Annotated in this window: 20 protein-coding genes; 8 read left to right on the top strand and 12 right to left on the bottom strand. The window is 68.4% G+C overall.

Annotated elements, in window-relative coordinates; all coding sequences use genetic code 11:
* The first annotated feature begins 58 nt into the window (after positions 1 to 58).
* The 7 genes from DBV35_RS27265 to DBV35_RS27235 all read left to right on the top strand — a co-directional run bounded on the left by DBV35_RS27265 (position 59) and on the right by DBV35_RS27235 (position 5,865).
* The gene (locus DBV35_RS27265) at positions 59 to 802 is read left to right on the top strand and encodes an ABC transporter ATP-binding protein (protein ID WP_108663578.1); all 744 of its coding nucleotides are present in this window, start codon (positions 59 to 61) and stop codon (positions 800 to 802) included.
* Positions 802 to 1,530: an ABC transporter ATP-binding protein gene (locus DBV35_RS27260; protein WP_108663577.1), complete on the top strand. Its 729-nt coding sequence runs from the start codon at positions 802 to 804 to the stop codon at positions 1,528 to 1,530. The genes DBV35_RS27265 and DBV35_RS27260 overlap by 1 nt, the downstream gene beginning before the upstream one ends.
* Entirely contained in the window at positions 1,530 to 2,411 is an 882-nt protein-coding gene (locus DBV35_RS27255; protein ID WP_108663576.1) for a branched-chain amino acid ABC transporter permease, read from the top strand. Before DBV35_RS27260 ends, DBV35_RS27255 begins: the two co-directional genes overlap by 1 nt.
* Positions 2,408 to 3,442, top strand: a complete 1,035-nt coding sequence (locus DBV35_RS27250) for a branched-chain amino acid ABC transporter permease (RefSeq protein WP_108663575.1) — start codon at positions 2,408 to 2,410, stop codon at positions 3,440 to 3,442. The genes DBV35_RS27255 and DBV35_RS27250 overlap by 4 nt, the downstream gene beginning before the upstream one ends.
* Before the next feature lie 2 nt (positions 3,443 to 3,444).
* On the top strand, positions 3,445 to 4,227 hold the full coding sequence (locus tag DBV35_RS27245; RefSeq protein ID WP_108663574.1) for a glutathione S-transferase family protein: 783 nt from the start codon (positions 3,445 to 3,447) through the stop codon (positions 4,225 to 4,227).
* Positions 4,228 to 4,291: 64 nt separating this feature from the next.
* Positions 4,292 to 4,738, top strand: a complete 447-nt coding sequence (locus DBV35_RS27240) for a DMT family transporter (RefSeq protein ID WP_157962009.1) — start codon at positions 4,292 to 4,294, stop codon at positions 4,736 to 4,738.
* An 86-nt stretch (positions 4,739 to 4,824) separates the two neighbouring features.
* A complete protein-coding gene (locus DBV35_RS27235; RefSeq protein WP_108663572.1) occupies positions 4,825 to 5,865 on the top strand; it encodes an alpha/beta hydrolase family protein in 1,041 nt (346 codons plus the stop codon).
* A 485-nt stretch (positions 5,866 to 6,350) separates the two neighbouring features.
* Here DBV35_RS27235 and DBV35_RS27230 read toward each other — a convergent pair whose 3' ends face one another.
* The 6 genes from DBV35_RS27230 to cysG are packed head-to-tail and all read right to left on the bottom strand — an operon-like array spanning position 6,351 to position 11,691.
* Positions 6,351 to 7,055: a phosphoadenylyl-sulfate reductase gene (locus DBV35_RS27230; RefSeq protein WP_108663571.1), complete on the bottom strand. Its 705-nt coding sequence runs from the start codon at positions 7,053 to 7,055 to the stop codon at positions 6,351 to 6,353.
* A 29-nt stretch (positions 7,056 to 7,084) separates the two neighbouring features.
* Positions 7,085 to 7,867 (bottom strand): ferredoxin--NADP reductase, encoded by a 783-nt coding sequence (locus DBV35_RS27225; RefSeq protein ID WP_108663570.1) that lies wholly within the window; start codon positions 7,865 to 7,867, stop codon positions 7,085 to 7,087.
* 44 nt (positions 7,868 to 7,911) lie between these two features.
* A complete protein-coding gene (locus tag DBV35_RS27220; protein WP_108663569.1) occupies positions 7,912 to 8,316 on the bottom strand; it encodes a DUF934 domain-containing protein in 405 nt (134 codons plus the stop codon).
* Entirely contained in the window at positions 8,303 to 9,970 is a 1,668-nt protein-coding gene (locus DBV35_RS27215) for a nitrite/sulfite reductase (protein WP_108663568.1), read from the bottom strand. Before DBV35_RS27215 ends, DBV35_RS27220 begins: the two co-directional genes overlap by 14 nt.
* A 15-nt stretch (positions 9,971 to 9,985) precedes the next feature.
* On the bottom strand, positions 9,986 to 10,294 hold the full coding sequence (locus tag DBV35_RS27210) for a DUF2849 domain-containing protein (protein ID WP_108663567.1): 309 nt from the start codon (positions 10,292 to 10,294) through the stop codon (positions 9,986 to 9,988).
* Positions 10,294 to 11,691 (bottom strand): siroheme synthase CysG, encoded by a 1,398-nt coding sequence (cysG, locus tag DBV35_RS27205; RefSeq protein ID WP_108663566.1) that lies wholly within the window; start codon positions 11,689 to 11,691, stop codon positions 10,294 to 10,296. Before cysG ends, DBV35_RS27210 begins: the two co-directional genes overlap by 1 nt.
* A 147-nt stretch (positions 11,692 to 11,838) precedes the next feature.
* On the opposite strand from cysG, the gene DBV35_RS27200 reads away from it, so the two are divergent.
* Positions 11,839 to 12,315, top strand: a complete 477-nt coding sequence (locus DBV35_RS27200; RefSeq protein ID WP_108663565.1) for an Lrp/AsnC family transcriptional regulator — start codon at positions 11,839 to 11,841, stop codon at positions 12,313 to 12,315.
* 9 nt (positions 12,316 to 12,324) lie between these two features.
* On the opposite strand, the gene DBV35_RS27195 is transcribed toward DBV35_RS27200, so the two are convergent.
* From DBV35_RS27195 to DBV35_RS27170, 6 genes are read right to left on the bottom strand one after another with little or no spacing between them, the layout of a single operon-like run.
* The gene (locus tag DBV35_RS27195; protein WP_108663564.1) at positions 12,325 to 13,002 is read right to left on the bottom strand and encodes a phosphoribosylanthranilate isomerase; all 678 of its coding nucleotides are present in this window, start codon (positions 13,000 to 13,002) and stop codon (positions 12,325 to 12,327) included.
* A gap of 12 nt (positions 13,003 to 13,014) precedes the next feature.
* On the bottom strand, positions 13,015 to 13,599 hold the full coding sequence (locus DBV35_RS27190) for a biotin transporter BioY (protein WP_205648908.1): 585 nt from the start codon (positions 13,597 to 13,599) through the stop codon (positions 13,015 to 13,017).
* 9 nt (positions 13,600 to 13,608) lie between these two features.
* Positions 13,609 to 14,580: a 5-oxoprolinase subunit C family protein gene (locus DBV35_RS27185; protein WP_108663562.1), complete on the bottom strand. Its 972-nt coding sequence runs from the start codon at positions 14,578 to 14,580 to the stop codon at positions 13,609 to 13,611.
* The gene (locus DBV35_RS27180; protein WP_108663561.1) at positions 14,577 to 15,446 is read right to left on the bottom strand and encodes a 5-oxoprolinase subunit B family protein; all 870 of its coding nucleotides are present in this window, start codon (positions 15,444 to 15,446) and stop codon (positions 14,577 to 14,579) included. The genes DBV35_RS27185 and DBV35_RS27180 overlap by 4 nt, the downstream gene beginning before the upstream one ends.
* 13 nt (positions 15,447 to 15,459) lie before the next feature.
* On the bottom strand, positions 15,460 to 16,821 hold the full coding sequence (locus DBV35_RS27175) for an acetyl-CoA carboxylase biotin carboxylase subunit (protein WP_108663560.1): 1,362 nt from the start codon (positions 16,819 to 16,821) through the stop codon (positions 15,460 to 15,462).
* Positions 16,822 to 17,058: an acetyl-CoA carboxylase gene (locus DBV35_RS27170; protein WP_108663559.1), complete on the bottom strand. Its 237-nt coding sequence runs from the start codon at positions 17,056 to 17,058 to the stop codon at positions 16,822 to 16,824.
* Positions 17,059 to 17,139: the final 81 nt, after the last annotated feature.

The following is a 17,139-nucleotide window of genomic DNA, read 5'->3' as shown; positions in this document are numbered from 1 at the left end:
CGGACCCGACCCGGCCTGAGGGCCGGGTCCCCCTTCCCTCCGACAGGGGATCGAAGCGATGCTGACGGTCAAGAAACTCTGCAAGCATTTCGGCGGGATCCGCGCCGTCGACGACTGCTCCTTCACCGCGCGCAAGGGCGAGATCACGGCGCTGATCGGCCCGAACGGCGCCGGCAAGACCACCGCCTTCAACTGTATCAGCCGCACCATGACCCCGACCTCGGGCGAGGTGTGGCTGGACGGCGAGCGGATCGACCAGCTCCGCCCGCACAAGGTGACCGAGAAGGGGCTGTCGCGCACGTTCCAGATCTCGCGAAATCTCGCGGACATGACCGTGCTCGAAAACATCATCTGCCAGGCGAAAGTCAGCGGATGGCGCGACCTCCTGCGTCCGGCGATGTCGCCGGAGGAGGTCGACAAGGCGATGGGGATCCTCGACTTCCTCGGGATCACGCGCCTCGCCCACGAGGACGGGCACAACCTCTCCTACGGGCAGAAGAAGCTGATGGACTTCGCCGCGCTCCTGATGAGCGACCCGAAGATCGTCCTTCTCGACGAGCCCGCCGGCGGGGTGAACCCCTCGCTCCTCGAAGACATCATCGGCCACATCCGCAAGCTGAACGCGGCCGGCCTCACCGTCCTCATCGTCGAGCACAACATGGACCTCATCATGCGCCTGTCGCACCACGTCGTGGTGATGGCGCAGGGGCAGGTCATCGCCGACGGGACGCCGGACGAGGTGCGCAAGGACCCGCTGGTCCTCGAGGCCTATCTCGGCGGCGCGCTCGAGGAGGCGGCCTGATGGGCGAGCTCCTCGAAGTCACCGACATCACCGCCGGCTATGGCGACGGGCCCGCGATCCTCGACGGCGCCCACCTCACCGTGGAGCCCGGCAAGGTCCACTGCATCATCGGCCCGAACGGGGCGGGCAAGTCGACGCTCCTGAAGGCGATCGCCGGGATGCTGAAGATCCGCAAGGGCGAGGTCCGCTTCAAGGGCGAGCGCCTCAACGGGCTGCGGCCGGACCAGATCATGCGGCGCGGCATCGCCTTCGTCCCGCAGGAGCGCGCGCTCTTTCCGAAGATGACCGTGCGCGAGAATTTGCGCATGGGCGGCTACATCCTGGAGGACAAGCACGAGCTTGAGCGGCGCATCGACGAGGTGTGCGAGCGCTTCCCGATCCTGAAGGAGCGCGCCCACCAGCGCGCCGGGACGATGTCCGGTGGCCAGCAGCAGACGCTCGCGATGGCGCGCACGATGATCATCCGCCCCGCGATCGTGATGCTCGACGAGCCCTCGCTCGGCCTCGCCCCGAAGATCGTGCAGGAGATGTTCGACATCATGGCGATGATGGCGCGCGACGGGATCACCATCCTGCTCGTGGAGCAGAATGCGCTCTGGGGTCTGCGTAACGCCGACTGGGGCGTCGTCCTCGATCTCGGCCGCACCCTTTTCGAGGGGCCGGCGCGCGAGGTCCTCTCCGACGAGCGCATCCAGGAACTCTATCTCGGCGGGAAGAGGGCGGCGTGATGGGAGAGGTCATCCAGATCCTGATCCTCGGCCTCGCGCTCGGCGGCGTCTTCGCGCTGATGGGCTCCGGCCTCTCGCTCGTCTTCGGCGTGATGCGGATCGTGAACCTTGCCCACCCCGCGCTCATCATCGGCGGGGCCTATGTCGCCTATTGGGGCTTCCGCCTCTACGGGATCGACCCGCTCGTGATGCTGCCGGTGTCGGTCGTCATCCTCGCGGCGACGGGCATCATCCTCTACAAGCTCGTCTTCGAGCGCGAGGCGCAGGCGGCGACCTATTCGGAGATGACGGTGCTCCTCACCTTTGCGATCGCGATGATCGTGGAGGGCGGGCTCGGCACGGCCTTCTCCAACACGCAGCGCGTCACCTCGCCGGACTACGCGACCGACGCGATCTTCATCGGCGACGTCTTCATCCCGACCGGCCAGCTCTATGCCGGGATCGTCTCGCTCGTCATCATCGTCGGCCTCGCCCTCTTCCTGAAATATTCGCACTTCGGCTACGCGATCCGGGCGACGACGCAGAACCGGGAGGCGGCCGCGCTCCTCGGCGTCAACGTCAACCGCGTCTCGATGGTGAGCTTTGCGATCGGGCTGGGGCTCGCGGGGGCGGCGGGCGCGCTCGTCTCCTTCGTCTTCTCCTTCTTCCCGGCCAAGCACTGGGAGTGGATCGCGATCCTGATGTCGCTCGTCGTCCTCGGCGGCATGGGCTCGATCCTCGGCACCGTCGTCGCCGCATTCCTCCTGTCGGTCATCGCGGCCTTCGTCGGCGCGTGGGTCGGGGCGACCTGGTCGACGCTGACCTTCTTCCTTGCCCTCTTCGTCATCCTCATCGTCCGCCCGGAGGGCCTGTTCGGCGAGAAACCGGAGCTTGCATCATGACTGTGATGGACCAGTCCTCCGTGCTCGCTGCGCGGCGGGCCTACAACGAGAAGCTCGCCGCGAAGGCCGACAAGACGCGCGCCACCTGGTTTCCGATCGCGCTCCTCGTCGTCCTCCTGGCGCTGCCGCTCCTCCAGCTCACCGGCACGAACTACAATTACGTCATCCACCTCACGCTCTACACGGCGATGTACGTGGTGATGGCGTCCGGCTGGAACATCCTGGGCGGCTTCGCGGGCTACGTCTCGCTCGGCCACAACGTCTTCTTCGCGATTGGCGGCTATTTCGCGGGGATGATCTTCGCGCGCTACGGGATCACGACGCTGATCACCGCCCCGCTCGCCGGGCTCGTGTGCGCGGCGGTGGGCTACGGCATCGGGCGCATCTCGCTGAAGGTGCGCGGGCCGTCCTTCATCATCTCCTCGCTCGCCCTCGTCATGATCGCGCGCATCCTCTTCGACAACTGGCACTTCGTCGGCGGGGCGGCGGGCATCTCGATCCCGCAGATCGACCTGCCGGTCGTCTGGTCGAAGCTGCCCTACTATTACGCGTTCATCGTGATGGCGGCGGTGACGGTGTGGGTCACCTACCGCATCAAGCACTCGAAGTTCGGGCTCGGCCTGCGCGCCATCTCCAAGGACGAGATCAAGGCCGAGAGCGCCGGCATCGACACGCGCTTCTACAAGACGCTCGCCTTCGCGATCTCGGCCTTCTTCGTCGGCATGGCGGGGGCGGTGTGGGGCGAATATCTCTCCTACATCCGCCCCAACATCTTCCTCATCATCCTCGTCTCGGTGAACATGGTCCTCATGTGCATCCTCGGCGGGAAGGGGACGATCGCGGGGCCGGTGATCGGCGCGATCCTCATCGTCGCCTTCAACGAATTCTGCGTCGCGATGTTCGGCGCGTCCGAGATCAACGTCCTCGCGACCGGCCTCATCATGGCGCTCGCCCTGATGTTCTTCCCCCTCGGCATCGTGGGCACGCTCGCAAAGTCGGGCCGCCTGCCGCGCATCTTGAATTGGGACTGACGATGGCCGAATTCGTCCTCTACAACGCGCCCCAATCCACCTGCAGCCAGCGCGTGCGCTACACGCTGAACGCCAAGGGGGCGCCGTTCGAGGAGGTCAAGCTCGACCTCTTCGCCGGCGACCAGTTGAAGCCGGACTATCTCGCGATCAACCCGAACGGGGTCGTGCCGACGCTCCTGCATGACGGCCGGCCGGTGATCGATTCGGCCGTGATCATGGAATATCTCGACGAGATCGATCACGCCGTCCCGCTGGTGCCGGACGATCCGGTCGAGCGGGCGCGGATGCGCGCGATGATCCGCTATATCGACGAGGTGCCGACGCCGGCCGTGCGCGTCCCCTCCTACAATCTCGCCTTCCTCCCCCACTTCCAGGCGATGAGCGAGGCGGAGTTCCAGGCGCTGTGCGATTCCAAGCCGCTGCGCCGCGAGTTCCTGATGAAGATGGGCCGCACCGGCTTCCCGAAGGCGGAGATGGACGAGGCGCTCGGCCGGCTCGACCGCGCCGTCACGCGCATGGCCGAGTGGCTCGACCAGTCGGGCGGCCCGTGGCTGATGGGCGAGAGGCTGACGCTCGCCGACATCGCGATCATGCCCGTGATCGTGCGCATGGCCGACATCGACCTCGAGACGAGCTGGGCCGACAAGCCCGCCGTTGCCCGCTGGTTCGATGCCTTGCGGCAAACCCCGGCCTTCGCGACGACCTATTATTTCGGCGCGCTCCTCACCGAAAAGTATCCCCACCTTGCCGAGAGGCGGGTTGCGCGGGCAATGTCCGCCCGCTGACATTCGGGCAGGGGTCCGGGTGCGGCCCCTTCCGTTTGTCTTCTTCCTCCAAAGGATACCTTCCATGGCATGGGCATACATGCTCGCGGCCGTCGTCATCGGCGGGCTGATCTCGATCCAGCCGGCGATGAACTCCGTCCTGGCGCGCGCCGTTCATAGCCCGATCGGCGCGTCGGCCATCTCCGTCTTCGTCGCGTTCCTCAGCGCGATCGTCCTCTTCGCCTTCATGGGGCGCCACGCCGATTTCAGCCGTGCCGCGCTCACCTCCGTGCCGTGGTGGATCTACCTCGCCGGCACCGTCGGCGCGATCTTCGTCGCGGGGGGCGTCACGATCGCGCCGGTGATCGGCGCGCTTCTCTTCTTCGTGTGCGTCGTGGGCGGGCAGCTTGTCGGCGCGATGATCGCGGACCATTTCGGCGCCTTCGGCCTCCAGATGCGGCCGATGACGATGATGCGCCTCCTCGGTCTCGCGATGGTCCTTGCCGGAGCGATCCTCGTGCAGCGCGGATAAAGATCGCCGGACGGCCCGCCCGGATCCCGTCGGGCCGGCCCGGCTCACGCGCCGGATCCTCGTCCGGCGCAACGGGAGGAACGAGAATGGCGGAGAACCGTCTCACGGAGGTCGCGGGGCACTGGCTGCCCCGGATGGAGGTCGCGGGCATCCCGTCCGCCACCGCGCGCGCGGTGATGGACGAGGCGGGGACCTGGGAGAACTGGTGCCGCGCCTGGTCGGAGGCGGCCGAGCACCACGCCGCGATCGGCGCACGGGCCGAGGCTGCCGGCCACACGCTGACGGCCGGCGAGGCCTACGCGCGCGCCGCCCTCATGAACCACTTCGCGCAGTTCATGTTCTTCGACGATCTCGACCAGAAGGCCGCCGCGACGACGCGCAAGCTCGCCTATTATGAGCGCGCCGCGCCCTTCCTCGCCCCGCCCGCGCACCGCCTCACGATCCCCTTCGAGGGCGACGCGCTCCACGCCTATCAGCGCGTCCCGGCCGCCCCGCGCGGCACGGTGATCCTCGTCCCCGGCTCCGATTCCACAAAGGAGGAGTTCGGCGCGCTGGAGGAGAATTTCCTGAAGCGCGGGATGGCGACGGTCTCGCTCGACGGGCCGGGGCAGGGGGAGGGGCGGGCGCTCGGGCCGCTGAGGGCGGACATCTCGTCCGCGCTCCGCGCGCTCCTCGACGCGCTCACCGACGCGGCGCGCTATGGCGGGGTCGGCCTCGTCGGGATGGCGTTCGGCGGGCACCTCGCGCTGCGCGCGGCGGCGGCGCTGCCGGAGCTCGCGGCGGTCGTCTCCATCAACGGCTTCTTCGAACTCGCCGGGATGTGGCCGGCCTTCCCGCCGGTCTACCGGGACAACATGCGCTACGCGCTGGGTGGAGTGGACGCGGCGGATGCCGAGGCGCGGGCCGCCGCCTTCACCCTCGCCGGCGCGCCGCCGCCGGCCTGTCCCGCGCTGGTGCTCCACGGCGGGCGGGACCGGATCTTTCCGCCGGAAGAGGCGAAGCGGCAGGCCGACTGGGCGGGCGGCTCGGCCGCGCTCCACATCTTCCCGGACGGCAACCACGTCTGCAACAACATCCCCTGGCACTACCGCCCGATGGTGGCAGACTGGATCGCCGACCGCCTCTAACGACGCGCCGGAGCCGGGGGAGAGAGAGGGTGATGCGTCGTCATGCCGCCAGCCTCAGAGGGCGGCGGACGGCGCTTTTTCGGGACATTCGGGGGAAATCTGGAACGGATGCGCCACCGGTATCGGCCGGACGCCGGTGGTATCGCTGTGCCGAGTTAGCAATTTTGAGTCGAGATTGGCGCGACGGATCAACGATTTCGTGAAACCCAATGGTCGGAAAGTGAACGAATTGGCGAAGCACTTTCACGCGATATCTGACGCAAAAATTCCATTTCTTCTATAAATGGTTGACATCTTCATCGTGCGGATGTGAATTCGCGGTACAACCTTTGTTGGTGTCCGTTTGTCTGCGGACCCGTCTCTCTCTTCCCACCGGCTGCGGTTTCGGCGCCTCTCCCACAGCTGAACCGAAGTCTGGGTGAGGTTGGCGCCTCGCTGAACAATCGCGATCGTTCGGCGAGGCGACCGACCCCTTGGGGCCCGCCTCAGCGCGAGAAGTGAATCCCGCACTCCGTCTTCGTGAAGCCCTTCCAGCGGCCATCACGCGCGTCGCCGCCCGCGCCCGGCCGCACCGTGCAGACGGCGCACCCGATCGAGGGGAAGCCTTCCGCGACGAGCGGATGGCGCGGCAGCGCGTGGGCGTCGATATAGGCGTCGACGTCGGACTGCTCCCAGGACGCGATCGGGTTCACCTTGATGCGCGGCCCGTCGGGCTCCACCACCGCCATCGTGCTGCGCGCGAAGGTCTGGTGGCGGCGCCGCCCGGTGATCCAGGCGTCATAGTTCTTCAGCGCCTCGTTGAGCGGACGCACCTTGCGCAGCGAGCAGCACGCGTCCGGGTCGGAGATGTGGAGATCGCCCGCCGGATCCTCGCGGGAGAGCTCGATGAAGACCGGCTCGAGGTCGATCACGTTGGTGAGGCCGAGCCGCTTCGCCACGTCGTCGCGATAGCGGAGCGTCTCCTCGAAATGCATCCCCGTCTCCAGGAAGAGGACGGGAATGTCCCGCTTCACCTCGGCCACGAGGTGGAGGAGCGCGATGGAGTCCGCGCCGAAGGAGGAGACGAGCGCGATCCGGTCGCCGAAGCAATGGATCACGCCGTCGAGGACGTCCTCGGGAGCGAGGTTGCCGTAGCGCGCGTCGAGGTCGGTTGCGAGCGCGCGAACCGTGCGGCCAGGAATGTCGAGCATTGGGATGTTCCCTGCGCGGCGCGCCGGCCTCAGCCGACGAACGCCTTTTCGACCACGAAGCGGCCGGGCGCGGAGTTGGAGCCTTCTTCGAGACCGGCGTCCTCGCAAAGCGCGCGGGTGTCGGCGATCATGGCGGTCGAGCCGCAGATCATCACGCGGTCGTTCTCGGGCGACCATGCGGGGAGCTCGCTCGCCTCGAACAATTCGCCCGAGCGGATGAGATCGGTGACGCGCCCCTCCAGCGTCCCCGGTCCCGCGTTCTCGCGCGTGACGGAGGCGATGTGGCTGAGGCGGTTGCCGACGATCTCCGACAGGATCGGGTCGCGCCGGATGCCGTCGACGACGTCGATGCCGTACTGCAACTCGTCCGCCTTGCGGCAGGTGTGGGTGAGGACGACGCGCTCGAAGCGCTCATAGGTCTCCGGGTCGCGCGCGACCGAGGCGAAGGGCGCGATGCCCGTGCCGGTCGAGACGAGCCAGAGGGTGCGGCCGGGCAAGAGCGCGTCGAGCACCAGCGTGCCGGTCGGCTTCGGCCGGAGCAGGATCTGGTCGCCCGGCTTCACGTTGGCGAGGCGCGAGGTGAGCGGCCCGTCCGGGACCTTGATGGAGAAGAATTCGAGGTCGTCGCTCCAGTTCGGGCTCGCGATCGAGTAGGCGCGCAGGAGCGGCTTGCCGTTCTCCTGCGGCAGGCCAAGCATCGCGAACTCGCCGGAGCGGAAGCGGAAGGACTGAGGCCGGGTGGTGCGGAAGGAGAAGAGATCGTCGGTATAATGACGCGTCTCGAGCACCGTCTCGGAGGGAATGGTGGTCATAAGATGCACGGGTTGAAAGCCCGCCCCTTATTGGAAGGATAGGATCAGTGGTCGTGCCGGGCGCGCCAGATGCCGCGCTCGGGCCCGCGCGAGCCGACGCCCGAGACGTAGAGGTCGCCGACCGAGTGGCGGATCGCGAAGCGCCAGGACGCCTCGCCATGCCGGTTCGCGGTCGCGTCCTCGACGAGGATCGCATCGAAGCCCGACTGGAAGGCGTGGCGCGCCTGGTCGGGCGCGAGCGGCCCCGCCGCGATGAGGCGGCCGCCGAAGCCCATGGCGCGCAGCCGGTTCGCGGTGGAGAAGCCGCGCCCGTCGGCGTAGCCGCCGAAGCGCACGGTGATCACCGCGTGGTTCGGCAGGTCCCGCGGCGCCGCCTCGCCGGCGATTTCGTGGCCGGTGTCGACCGCCTCGTGGTGGTCGAACGTGCCGTCATCCTCAAGCAGCCACATTGAGGCGCTCCTCGTAGATCGCAGCCTTGAACACGTCCTTGCCGAGCCGTGCGTAGGTGTCGGCGAAGGCCTCACCCGCGACGCGGTTGGCGTCCCAGGTGTCCAGAATGCGCGAGACGACGTCCGGAACCTCGTCGGCGCTGAAGCCGGGGCCGAGGATCTCGCCGATCGACGCGCCCTCGTCGGCGCGGCCGCCGAGGGTGATCTGGTAGCTCTCGCGCTCGGCCTTGTTGAGGCCGAGAATGCCGATATTGGCGGCGTGGTGGTGGCCGCACGCGTTGATGCAGCCGGAGATGTTGAGCGTCGGCCCGGACGGGTCGCCGCCGGCCGAACGCACACGGATCTCGCGCGCCCGCAGCGTCTCCGACAGCGCCTGCGCGATCGGGATCGAGCGGGCGGTCGCGAGCGCGCAATAATCGAGACCGGGGCAGGCGATGATGTCGCTGCTGAGCCCGATATTGCCGGTCTCGAGCCCCGCATCGACGAGCCGCTCATAGACCTCGCGCAGCGCGCTCTTCGGCACGAAGGGCAGCACGAGATTCTGGCGGTGCGTCACGCGGATCTCGCCGCGCGAGAAGTCGTCCGCGAGGTCGGCGACGGCGCGCATGTCCTCGCCCGTTGCGTCGCCCGGGATCGCCCCGCGCGCCTTCAGCGAGATGGAGACGACCGCATAGCCCGCCACCTTGTGCGCGGTGACGTTCTGGTCGAGCCATTCGGCGAACGCGCCCTTCGCGGCGATGCGCTCGTCGGCCGCGGCGGAGACGGAAGCGTCGTCGAAGTGGGCGGCGATGCGGTCATACTCGGCACCGGCCGCCGCGAACGGGGTGAGGTCACGCCCGTCGAGGTCGGCATAGACCTCGGCGCGGTAGGCCTCGAGACCCATCTCGGCGACGAGGATCTTGATGCGGGCCTTGTACTTGTTGTCCCGCCGGCCGAGCAGATTGTAGACGCGCAGCATCGCGTCGAGCGTCGGGAGCATCCGCTCGAACGCGACGTCCTCCTCGAAGAGCTGCGCGACGCGCGGCGTGCGGCCCTGACCGCCGCCGACCCAGATGTCGTAGCGCGGACGGCCGTCCTCGCCCGGCCGGGCGCGCAGGCCGATATCGTGGAACTTCATCGCCGCACGGTCGGCATCCGCCCCGATCACCGCGATCTTGAACTTGCGCGGCAGGAAGGCGAACTCGGGGTGGAGCGAGGACCACTGGCGCAGGAGCTCGCACGTCGCGCGCGGGTCGACCTCCTCGTCCCCCGCGACGCCGGCGAAGGCGTCGGTCGTGACGTTGCGGATGCAGTTGCCGGAGGTCTGGATCGCGTGCATTCCCGCCTCGGCGAGAATGTCGAGCATGTCCGGCACGTCCTTCAGCTGCGTCCAGTTGAACTGGATGTTCTGGCGCGTCGTGAAGTGGCCATAGCCGCGGTCGTAGCGCTCGGCGAGATGGGCGAGGGTGCGCATCTGGTCGGACGAGAGGACGCCGTAGGGGATCGCCACGCGCAGCATGTAGGCGTGAAGCTGGAGGTAGAGGCCGTTCTTCAGCCGCAGCGGCTTGAACTCGTCCTCGGTGAGCTGACCGGCGAGACGGCGGCCGACCTGGTCGCGGAACTCCGCGGCGCGGGCGGCGACGAACGCCTGATCATATCCATCATATTGGTACATCGGTGCCTCGTGGCGTCAGGCCGCGCGGAGCGTCGTCTGGGGAAGGGCGATCGAGGGGCCGGCGAGGCGCTGGCGCTCGCGCAGTTCGATCGGGAGGCGGGTCACGGCGTCGAAATTGACGAGATAGGCGCCGACCACGCGGTCGGCGGCCTCCTCGGCCTTGCCGATCGCTTCGAGGTCGGAGCGCAGATCGTCGTTGCTGACATAGACGGCGTCGTCGAGCGAAAGGGACCAGGCGTTGCCCGTCCAGAACACGACGCCACCCGTCATGATCTCGTTCGCTGTGAGGACGCTCGGCCCGTCGGGGCGGCGGATCTTGGCCATCAGGCGGCTTCCTTGAGTTCCACGCGCGTCGCGACAAGGCCGCGCGAGGCGGCGAGCGCGCGCGAGCGCATTCCGATGAGGATCATGAGCGGGCCGGTGCCGCCGAAGGTGGCAACGGTGGCCGAAAGGTCGGCGAGCGTGCCGTGCGCGACGCGCTCGTCGGCCCGCCCGGCATTCTCCACGAGCACCACCGGCGTTGCGGGATCGCGGCCCTCGGCGAGGAGGCGCGCGGCGACGCGGGGGGCATTGCGCCGGCCCATATAGACGGCGAGCGGGGCGTTCCCGGCCGCGGCGCGCCAGTCGACGGACTCGATATCGTCCTCGCCCTCGGCGCCGTGCGCGGTGATGATGCGCAATTCCTGCGCCTGCCCGCGCTCGGTGAGCGGGGAGAGCGTGCTCGCGGCGGCGACGCTCGCGGCCGTGACGCCGGGGACGATCTCGACCGGAAGGCCCGCGGCCTGCACGGCGTCGATCTCCTCGGCGAGGCGGCCGAAGATGGAGGGGTCGCCACCCTTCAGGCGGACGACGCGAGCGCCGTCCTGCGCATGGGCGACGATGAGGGCGTTGATCTCGTCCTGCGAGAGGGCGTGGCGGCCGGCGCGCTTGCCGACATTCACCATCACCGCCTCGCGCCGGGCGAGCTCCAGGATCTCGGGCGCGACGAGCGCGTCGAAGAGGACGACGTCGGCCCGGTCGATCCGGAGGCGCGCGCGCTCGGTGAGGAGGTCCGCCCCGCCCGCGCCGGCGCCGACGAAGCTGACCGCGCCCTCGGGCTTGGTCGCGCCGACATCGAGGAGACGGCGCGCGGCGCGGCCGAAGCTCTCATTCTCGAACGCGCCTTCCAGCGCGGGGCCGAAGAGGCCGTGCCAGAAGCGGCGGCGCGGCTCGCCGGGGGCGAGGACGCGGGCGACATGCTCGCGCAGCGCATTCGCCTTGGTGGCGACGCGGCCGAGATGTGTGGGAAGGAGCCGCTCGACGCGCGCCTTGATCTCCCGCGCGAGCACGGGGGCCGTGCCCTCGGTGCCGATCGCGACGACGACCGGGTCGCGGTCGACGATCGCGGGGGTGATGAAGTCGCTCACCGCCGGCTGGTCGGCAGCGCACACGGGGATCCCCGCGGCGCGCATCCGGCCCGCGAGGGCGGCGTCGCGCGCGGCATCGCCCGTCGCGGCATAGGCGAGGGCGACATTCTGGGGCAGCGTCACGGTCAGCGGGTCGGCCACGATGGCTTCCACGCCGGAAAGGTCGATGATGTCGGGCTCGAACGCGTCCGCCACCACCACGATGGACGCGGCGGTCTTCTTGAGCAGACGCAACTTGGCCGCCGCTTCGCCGCCGCCCCCGAACAGGAGGACGGTGCGCCCTTCGACGGACCAGAAGATCGGAAATGTTTTCACGGACTCCCCCGGCTCGACAGTCACTGGAGGATGGCGTTGTCCCGCGTTTGGAACAATATGCGGGATGGAATAAGGCAATCGGTATCGGTAGACGGTACCAAGCGCACCTTTTTCCCGTTATTGGCGCTTCTGGATGGAAATTGTCTGATGGATGATCTCGACCGCAGGATCCTCAACGTCCTGCAGGAGGACGCGACCCTCCCCGTGGAGAAGGTCGCGGTCATGGTGAACTCGTCGAAATCGCCCGTCTGGGCGCGAATCCGGAAGCTCCGCGAGGCGGGGATCATTGACCGGCAGGTCGCGATCCTCGACCCGGCGAAGGTCAGCCGGGACGAGGTTTTCTTCGTCACGATCAAGACGTCGAGCCACTCGAAGGACTGGCTGGAGCGCTTCGCGGCCGCGATCGCGCGGATGGGGGAGGTGCAGGAGGCGCACCGCCTCGCGGGCGAGATCGACTATCTGCTCAAGGTCCGCGTGCGCGACACCCGCGCCTTCGACAGCTTCTACAAGCGCCTCGTCGCCGAGGTGGACCTCTTCTCGGTCACCTCGATGCTGTCGATGGAGACGCTGAAGGAGACGACGGCGATCCCGCTCGACGAGGAGCGCGGCGCGGCGGAGGGCTGACCGGCGCGCTCAGGCGGCGCGGTGGTAGATCTCGTCGTCGGCGCGCCGCATCGCGGTCACGAAGGCGGCGAGGAGATCGGGGTCGAGCGCCGTGTTGGGGCGCAGGCCCGAGCAGATGTCGAGGCCGAAGGGGCGCACGGTGCGGATCGCGTCGGCCGCGTTCGCGGGGTCGAGCCCGCCGGCGAGGAAGACGGGCACCGCGGCGGCCTTCACGATATCGGCCGAAACCGACCAGTCGTGCACACGGCCCGTGCCGCCGAGTTCGTCGACCGAGGGACGGCCTGAATCGAGGAGATAAGTGTGCGGCCCGTCGCCATAGGCGGCGATGAGGTCGAGCGCGTCGCGGCCCTCGACATGGATCACCTGGACGCGACGCAGCCACGGGGCGATCCGCGCGAGGTCGGCGTGAACCTCCGGCGCGACGTGCTGGACGATCTGGACGGTGGTGACGGCGCAGAATTCGGCGTGGGCGACGATCGCCTCGGCGTGCGTCTCCGAGGTGAGGAGCCAGGGCGCGACCGGGGCCGGCACGCGCGCCGCGACGTCACGCGTCAGCTCGTCGGGAACGGGGCCGGGGCCGGTCGGCATCGGGCCGACGAACCCCACCGCATCCGCGCCCGCGGCGACCGCGAGCGCGACTTCCTCATGCGAGCGGATGCAGCAGATCTTGACGCGTGTCCGTTGCATCCGTCCGAGGCCTCAGCGGTCGAGGCGGGAGATCAGCGACCAGGCGAGCGGCATCACGGCGGTGCCGAGCGCGATCTTCACCACGGAACCCGCGAGGAAGGGCGTGAGGCCGAGCGCCAGGACCGGCTTATCCCAGCCGATGACGGCGCCGAGATAGATGACGCCGAAGCCGAGCATGATGGCCGTGCCGATGGTCATCGCGGCGAAGGTGGTGAGCGCCTTGCGGTCCCAGCCACGCTCGGCGAGCCAGCCGACGACGACGGCGGCGACGAAGAAGCCGAGGAGGTAGCCGCCCGTCGGGCCCATCATGTAGGCGAGGCCGATGCCACGGTCGGGCGTGCCGGAGAAGACCGGAAGACCCATCGCGCCCTGGGCGAGATAGAGAAGCACGGTCGCACCCGCGAGACGCCAGCCATAGGCCATGCCGATCACGGTCACCATGAAGGTCTGCATGGTGATCGGCACCGGGTACATCGGCACGTGGATCTTCGCCGAGATCCAGAGCGCCACCGAGCCCGCGACGGCGAGGAAGATGTTTCGGGCGAGGCTCGGCGAAACGAGCGTGTCGGCCAGGAGCATGTTGGTACGCGTTGTCATAAAGGGTCCTCAGGCGAGTGTGTCGCGGATCTTGGCGAACTCGGTGGCCTGTTCATGCCGTGCCGAGAGCGCTTCGTCCATGGTGACCGCAACGAACCGTACGCTCTTGTTCGGTTGGAGCTGGCCGATCAAGTCCATGTCCGCAGAAATCACAGTTCCGACCATAAAATAGCCACCCCCGGACACTGCATCGCGATGCAGCACGATCGGCTCGGTCCCGCCGGGGATCTGGATGGAGCCGTAGGGGTAGCAGGCGTCGGTGATGTTGGAGGGGTCGGAGCCCGCGCCGAAGGGCTGCTCGCGCTCCACGAACTCCATCGGCCGGCCGCCGCGGAAGCGGTAGCCCATCCGGTCCGCCTCCGGCGCCACCTTCCAGGTGTCCTGGAAGAAGGCGGTCTGCGAGGCGGGCGTGATGCGGTGGATATAGAGGCCGGGCAGGACGCGCAGCTCCACGTCGCCGTGCGGCACGCGCCGCAGAAGCGGGGGGAGGGCGATGCCTTCCTTCGGCAGATCCGAATGGCCGATCGGCAATTCGTCCCCGGCCGCGAGCGCGCGGCCCTTGTAGCCGCCGAGCGCGCCGATCGGATAGGTGGAGCGGCTGCCGAGCGCGATCGGCGTGTCGATGCCGCCCGAGATCGCGATATAGGCCCGCGCCCCCTCGCGCAGATAGTCGAAGGTGAGGCGCTGGCCGCCCTTTACGCGGAAGCTCGTCCAGGTCGGCATTTCCTTGCCGTCGACCTTCGGCGGCAGGTCCGCCCCGCACACCGCGACGATGCGGTCGTCCGCGAACTCGAGCTCCGGCCCCATGAAGACGGCTTCGAGCCCCGCAGCCCCTTCAGGGTTGCCGACGAGGAGGTTCGCCGCGATCAGCGCGCGGCGGTCCATCGCGCCGCCGACCGGGATGCCGAGATGGAAATAGCCCGGACGGCCGAGGTCCTGGATGGTGGTGAGAAGCCCCGGATTGATGACGGTGACAGTCACTTCAGCGCCTCCAGAAGCTTGGCATTGTAGGCGTCGATCCCCTTGTTGAAGTCGTCGAGATCGAAATTCACTTCGGCCATTCTCGGCACGAAGCGCTCGGCCGCCACTTCGGCCACGAGATCGTCATAGGCGGCCCGGTCGATCGGGGTGAATTTCACGATGTCGCCGGGGCGGAAGAAGACCATGAACTCGCGCAGATAGGGGGCGGTCTGGGTCGGGTCGAAGATCGGCATCGGGGTGATGCCGAACATCTGGTAGCCGCCCGCGCCGCGCACCGAATAGATGCACGAGAAGCAGCCGCCATAGCCGACCGTCAGCTTCGGCGTGTCGGTGCGCGGGCGCAGATATTTCGGCACCTCGATCTGCCGTGCCTGGTCGACCATCTGGTAGAGGAAGGGCAGGCCCGCGACGAAGCCCACCATCGACACGAACCAGGGCGAACCGGCGTGCGCGGCGATGAAGTCCTCCACGGAGGAGTAGCCGTTGATGCGGGCGGCATATTCGAGGTCGGTCGCGCCCGGATCCTGATGGCGCTCGCGGAAGCGCATCAGCGTCTCGTGCGTCCACGGGTCCTGGTAATAGACCGGCACCTCGATGATGCGCGTCGCGATGCGCGACTCGGCGCTGTCGGCGACGCTCTCCATCGATTTCAGCTGCTCGAGGAGGGCCTCGGGATGGATCTTGTCCGGGTTGAAGCCGATCTGGAAGGACGCGTTCGCGGGGCAGATCTCCGTGACCCCGTCGATCGCGGCGTCCCGCACCGCGTTCGTGATCGCGAGAGACTTGAAGAAGGCGTCGAGGCTCATCGCCTCGTCGACCTCGACGAAGATCTGCTCATCGCCTCCGAAACTGTAGCGCGCGCTCATTCAAGCTTCTCCGTCACAGGTGTTTGGCATTGTTTTCCAACCAGGTCTCGAGCCAGGTGATGTGCGCCTCGCCCCGCCGCACCTCGGGCGCCTTGAGGAGGGCGGTGAAGAGCGGCTGCGTCGTCTTGAGGCCGGCGATAGTGAGCTCGGAGAGCGCCGCGCCGAGCCGGTCGAGCGCGGCCTCGCGGTCCTCGCCCCACACGATGAGCTTGCCAAGAAGGGAATCGTAGAAGGGCGGGACGTCGTAGCCGGTGAAAAGCATCGAGTCCCACCTGACGCCCGGCCCGCCCGGCACCCGCAGATCCTCGATCTTGCCGGGGAAGGGCATGAAATTGTTCGCCGGGTCCTCGGCATTCAGCCGCACCTCGATCGCGTGTCCCTTGAGGGCGATCTCGTCCTGCCGGTAGGGGAGGGGCGATCCGCCCGCGATCTTCAGCATCGCGCCGACGAGGTCGATGCCGGTGACGAACTCCGTCACCGGGTGCTCGACCTGGATGCGGGTGTTCATCTCGATGAAATAGAAGTCGCCGCTCTCCTCGTCATAGAGATATTCGAGCGTGCCGGCGCCCGAATAGCCGACGTCCTGCGCAAGCCGGACGGCGGAGGCGGTGAGGGCGGCGCGCACGTCGGGCGAGAGGGCGGCGGACGGGGCCTCCTCCCACACCTTCTGGCGGCGTCGCTGGAGCGAGCACTCGCGCTCGAAGAGGTGGACCGCGCGCGTCCCGTCGCCGAGGATCTGCACCTCGACGTGCCGGGCCGGGTAGACGACCTTCTCGACATAGAGCCCGCCATCGCCGAAGGCGGCCGCGGCCTCGCCGCTCGCCTGGGCGAAGAGGCGCTCGAACTCGGCCGCGTCGTTGGCGACGCGGATGCCGCGCCCGCCGCCGCCGGCCGCCGCCTTGATGATGACGGGATAGCCGATGGAATCGGCGATCGCGCGGCCTTCCTCGAGCGTGGGGACGCGCCCCTCGCTGCCGGGGACGGTCGGCACGCCGGCGGCCTTGGCGGCCTCGCGCGCGGCGACCTTGTCGCCCATCTTCGAGATCACGTCCGCCGAGGGGCCGACGAAGATCATCCCGGCCTCGGCGACGCGCGCCGCGAAGGTCGCGTTCTCGGCGAGGAAGCCGTAGCCCGGATGGATCGCGTCGGCGCCGGCCGCCTTCGCCGCCTCGATGATGTTGTCGATGTTGAGATAGGATTTCGCCGCGGCGGGCGGGCCGATGAGGGCCGCCTCGTCGGCGATCTGCACGGCGAGGCTCGTCGCGTCCGCGGCCGAATGGGCCTGCACGGTGCGGATGCCGAGCGCGCGGGCCGCGCGGATGATCCGCACGGCGATCTCGCCCCGGTTGGCGACGAAGAGGGTTCCGATCGCCACTTAGGCGTCGACCTCGGCGAGCGGCATGCCCGCCATGATCGGCTCCTCGTTGTCGGCGAGGAATTTGGTGATCGTCCCCGCGACGTCGGACTTCACCTCCGTGAAGGTCTTCATCACCTCGACGAGGCCGATCACGTCGCCGACCGCGACGGTGTCCCCCTCGTTCTTGAAGGGCGGCTGGTCGGGCGCGGGCTTGCGGTAGAAGGTGCCCGGAAGGGGGGAGCGGATTTCAGCCATCTTCGTGTCCAGCGTCTTCTTGATGTGTTGATGGGGGAGGATCGTGTCGAGCCGATGGCGCCGCGGCGAAGCGGCGCCGCG

Source organism: Acuticoccus kandeliae (assembly GCF_003073115.1).
Note: the sequence above shows the minus strand (reverse complement) of the source record. Positions and strands in the feature narration are given on the sequence as shown.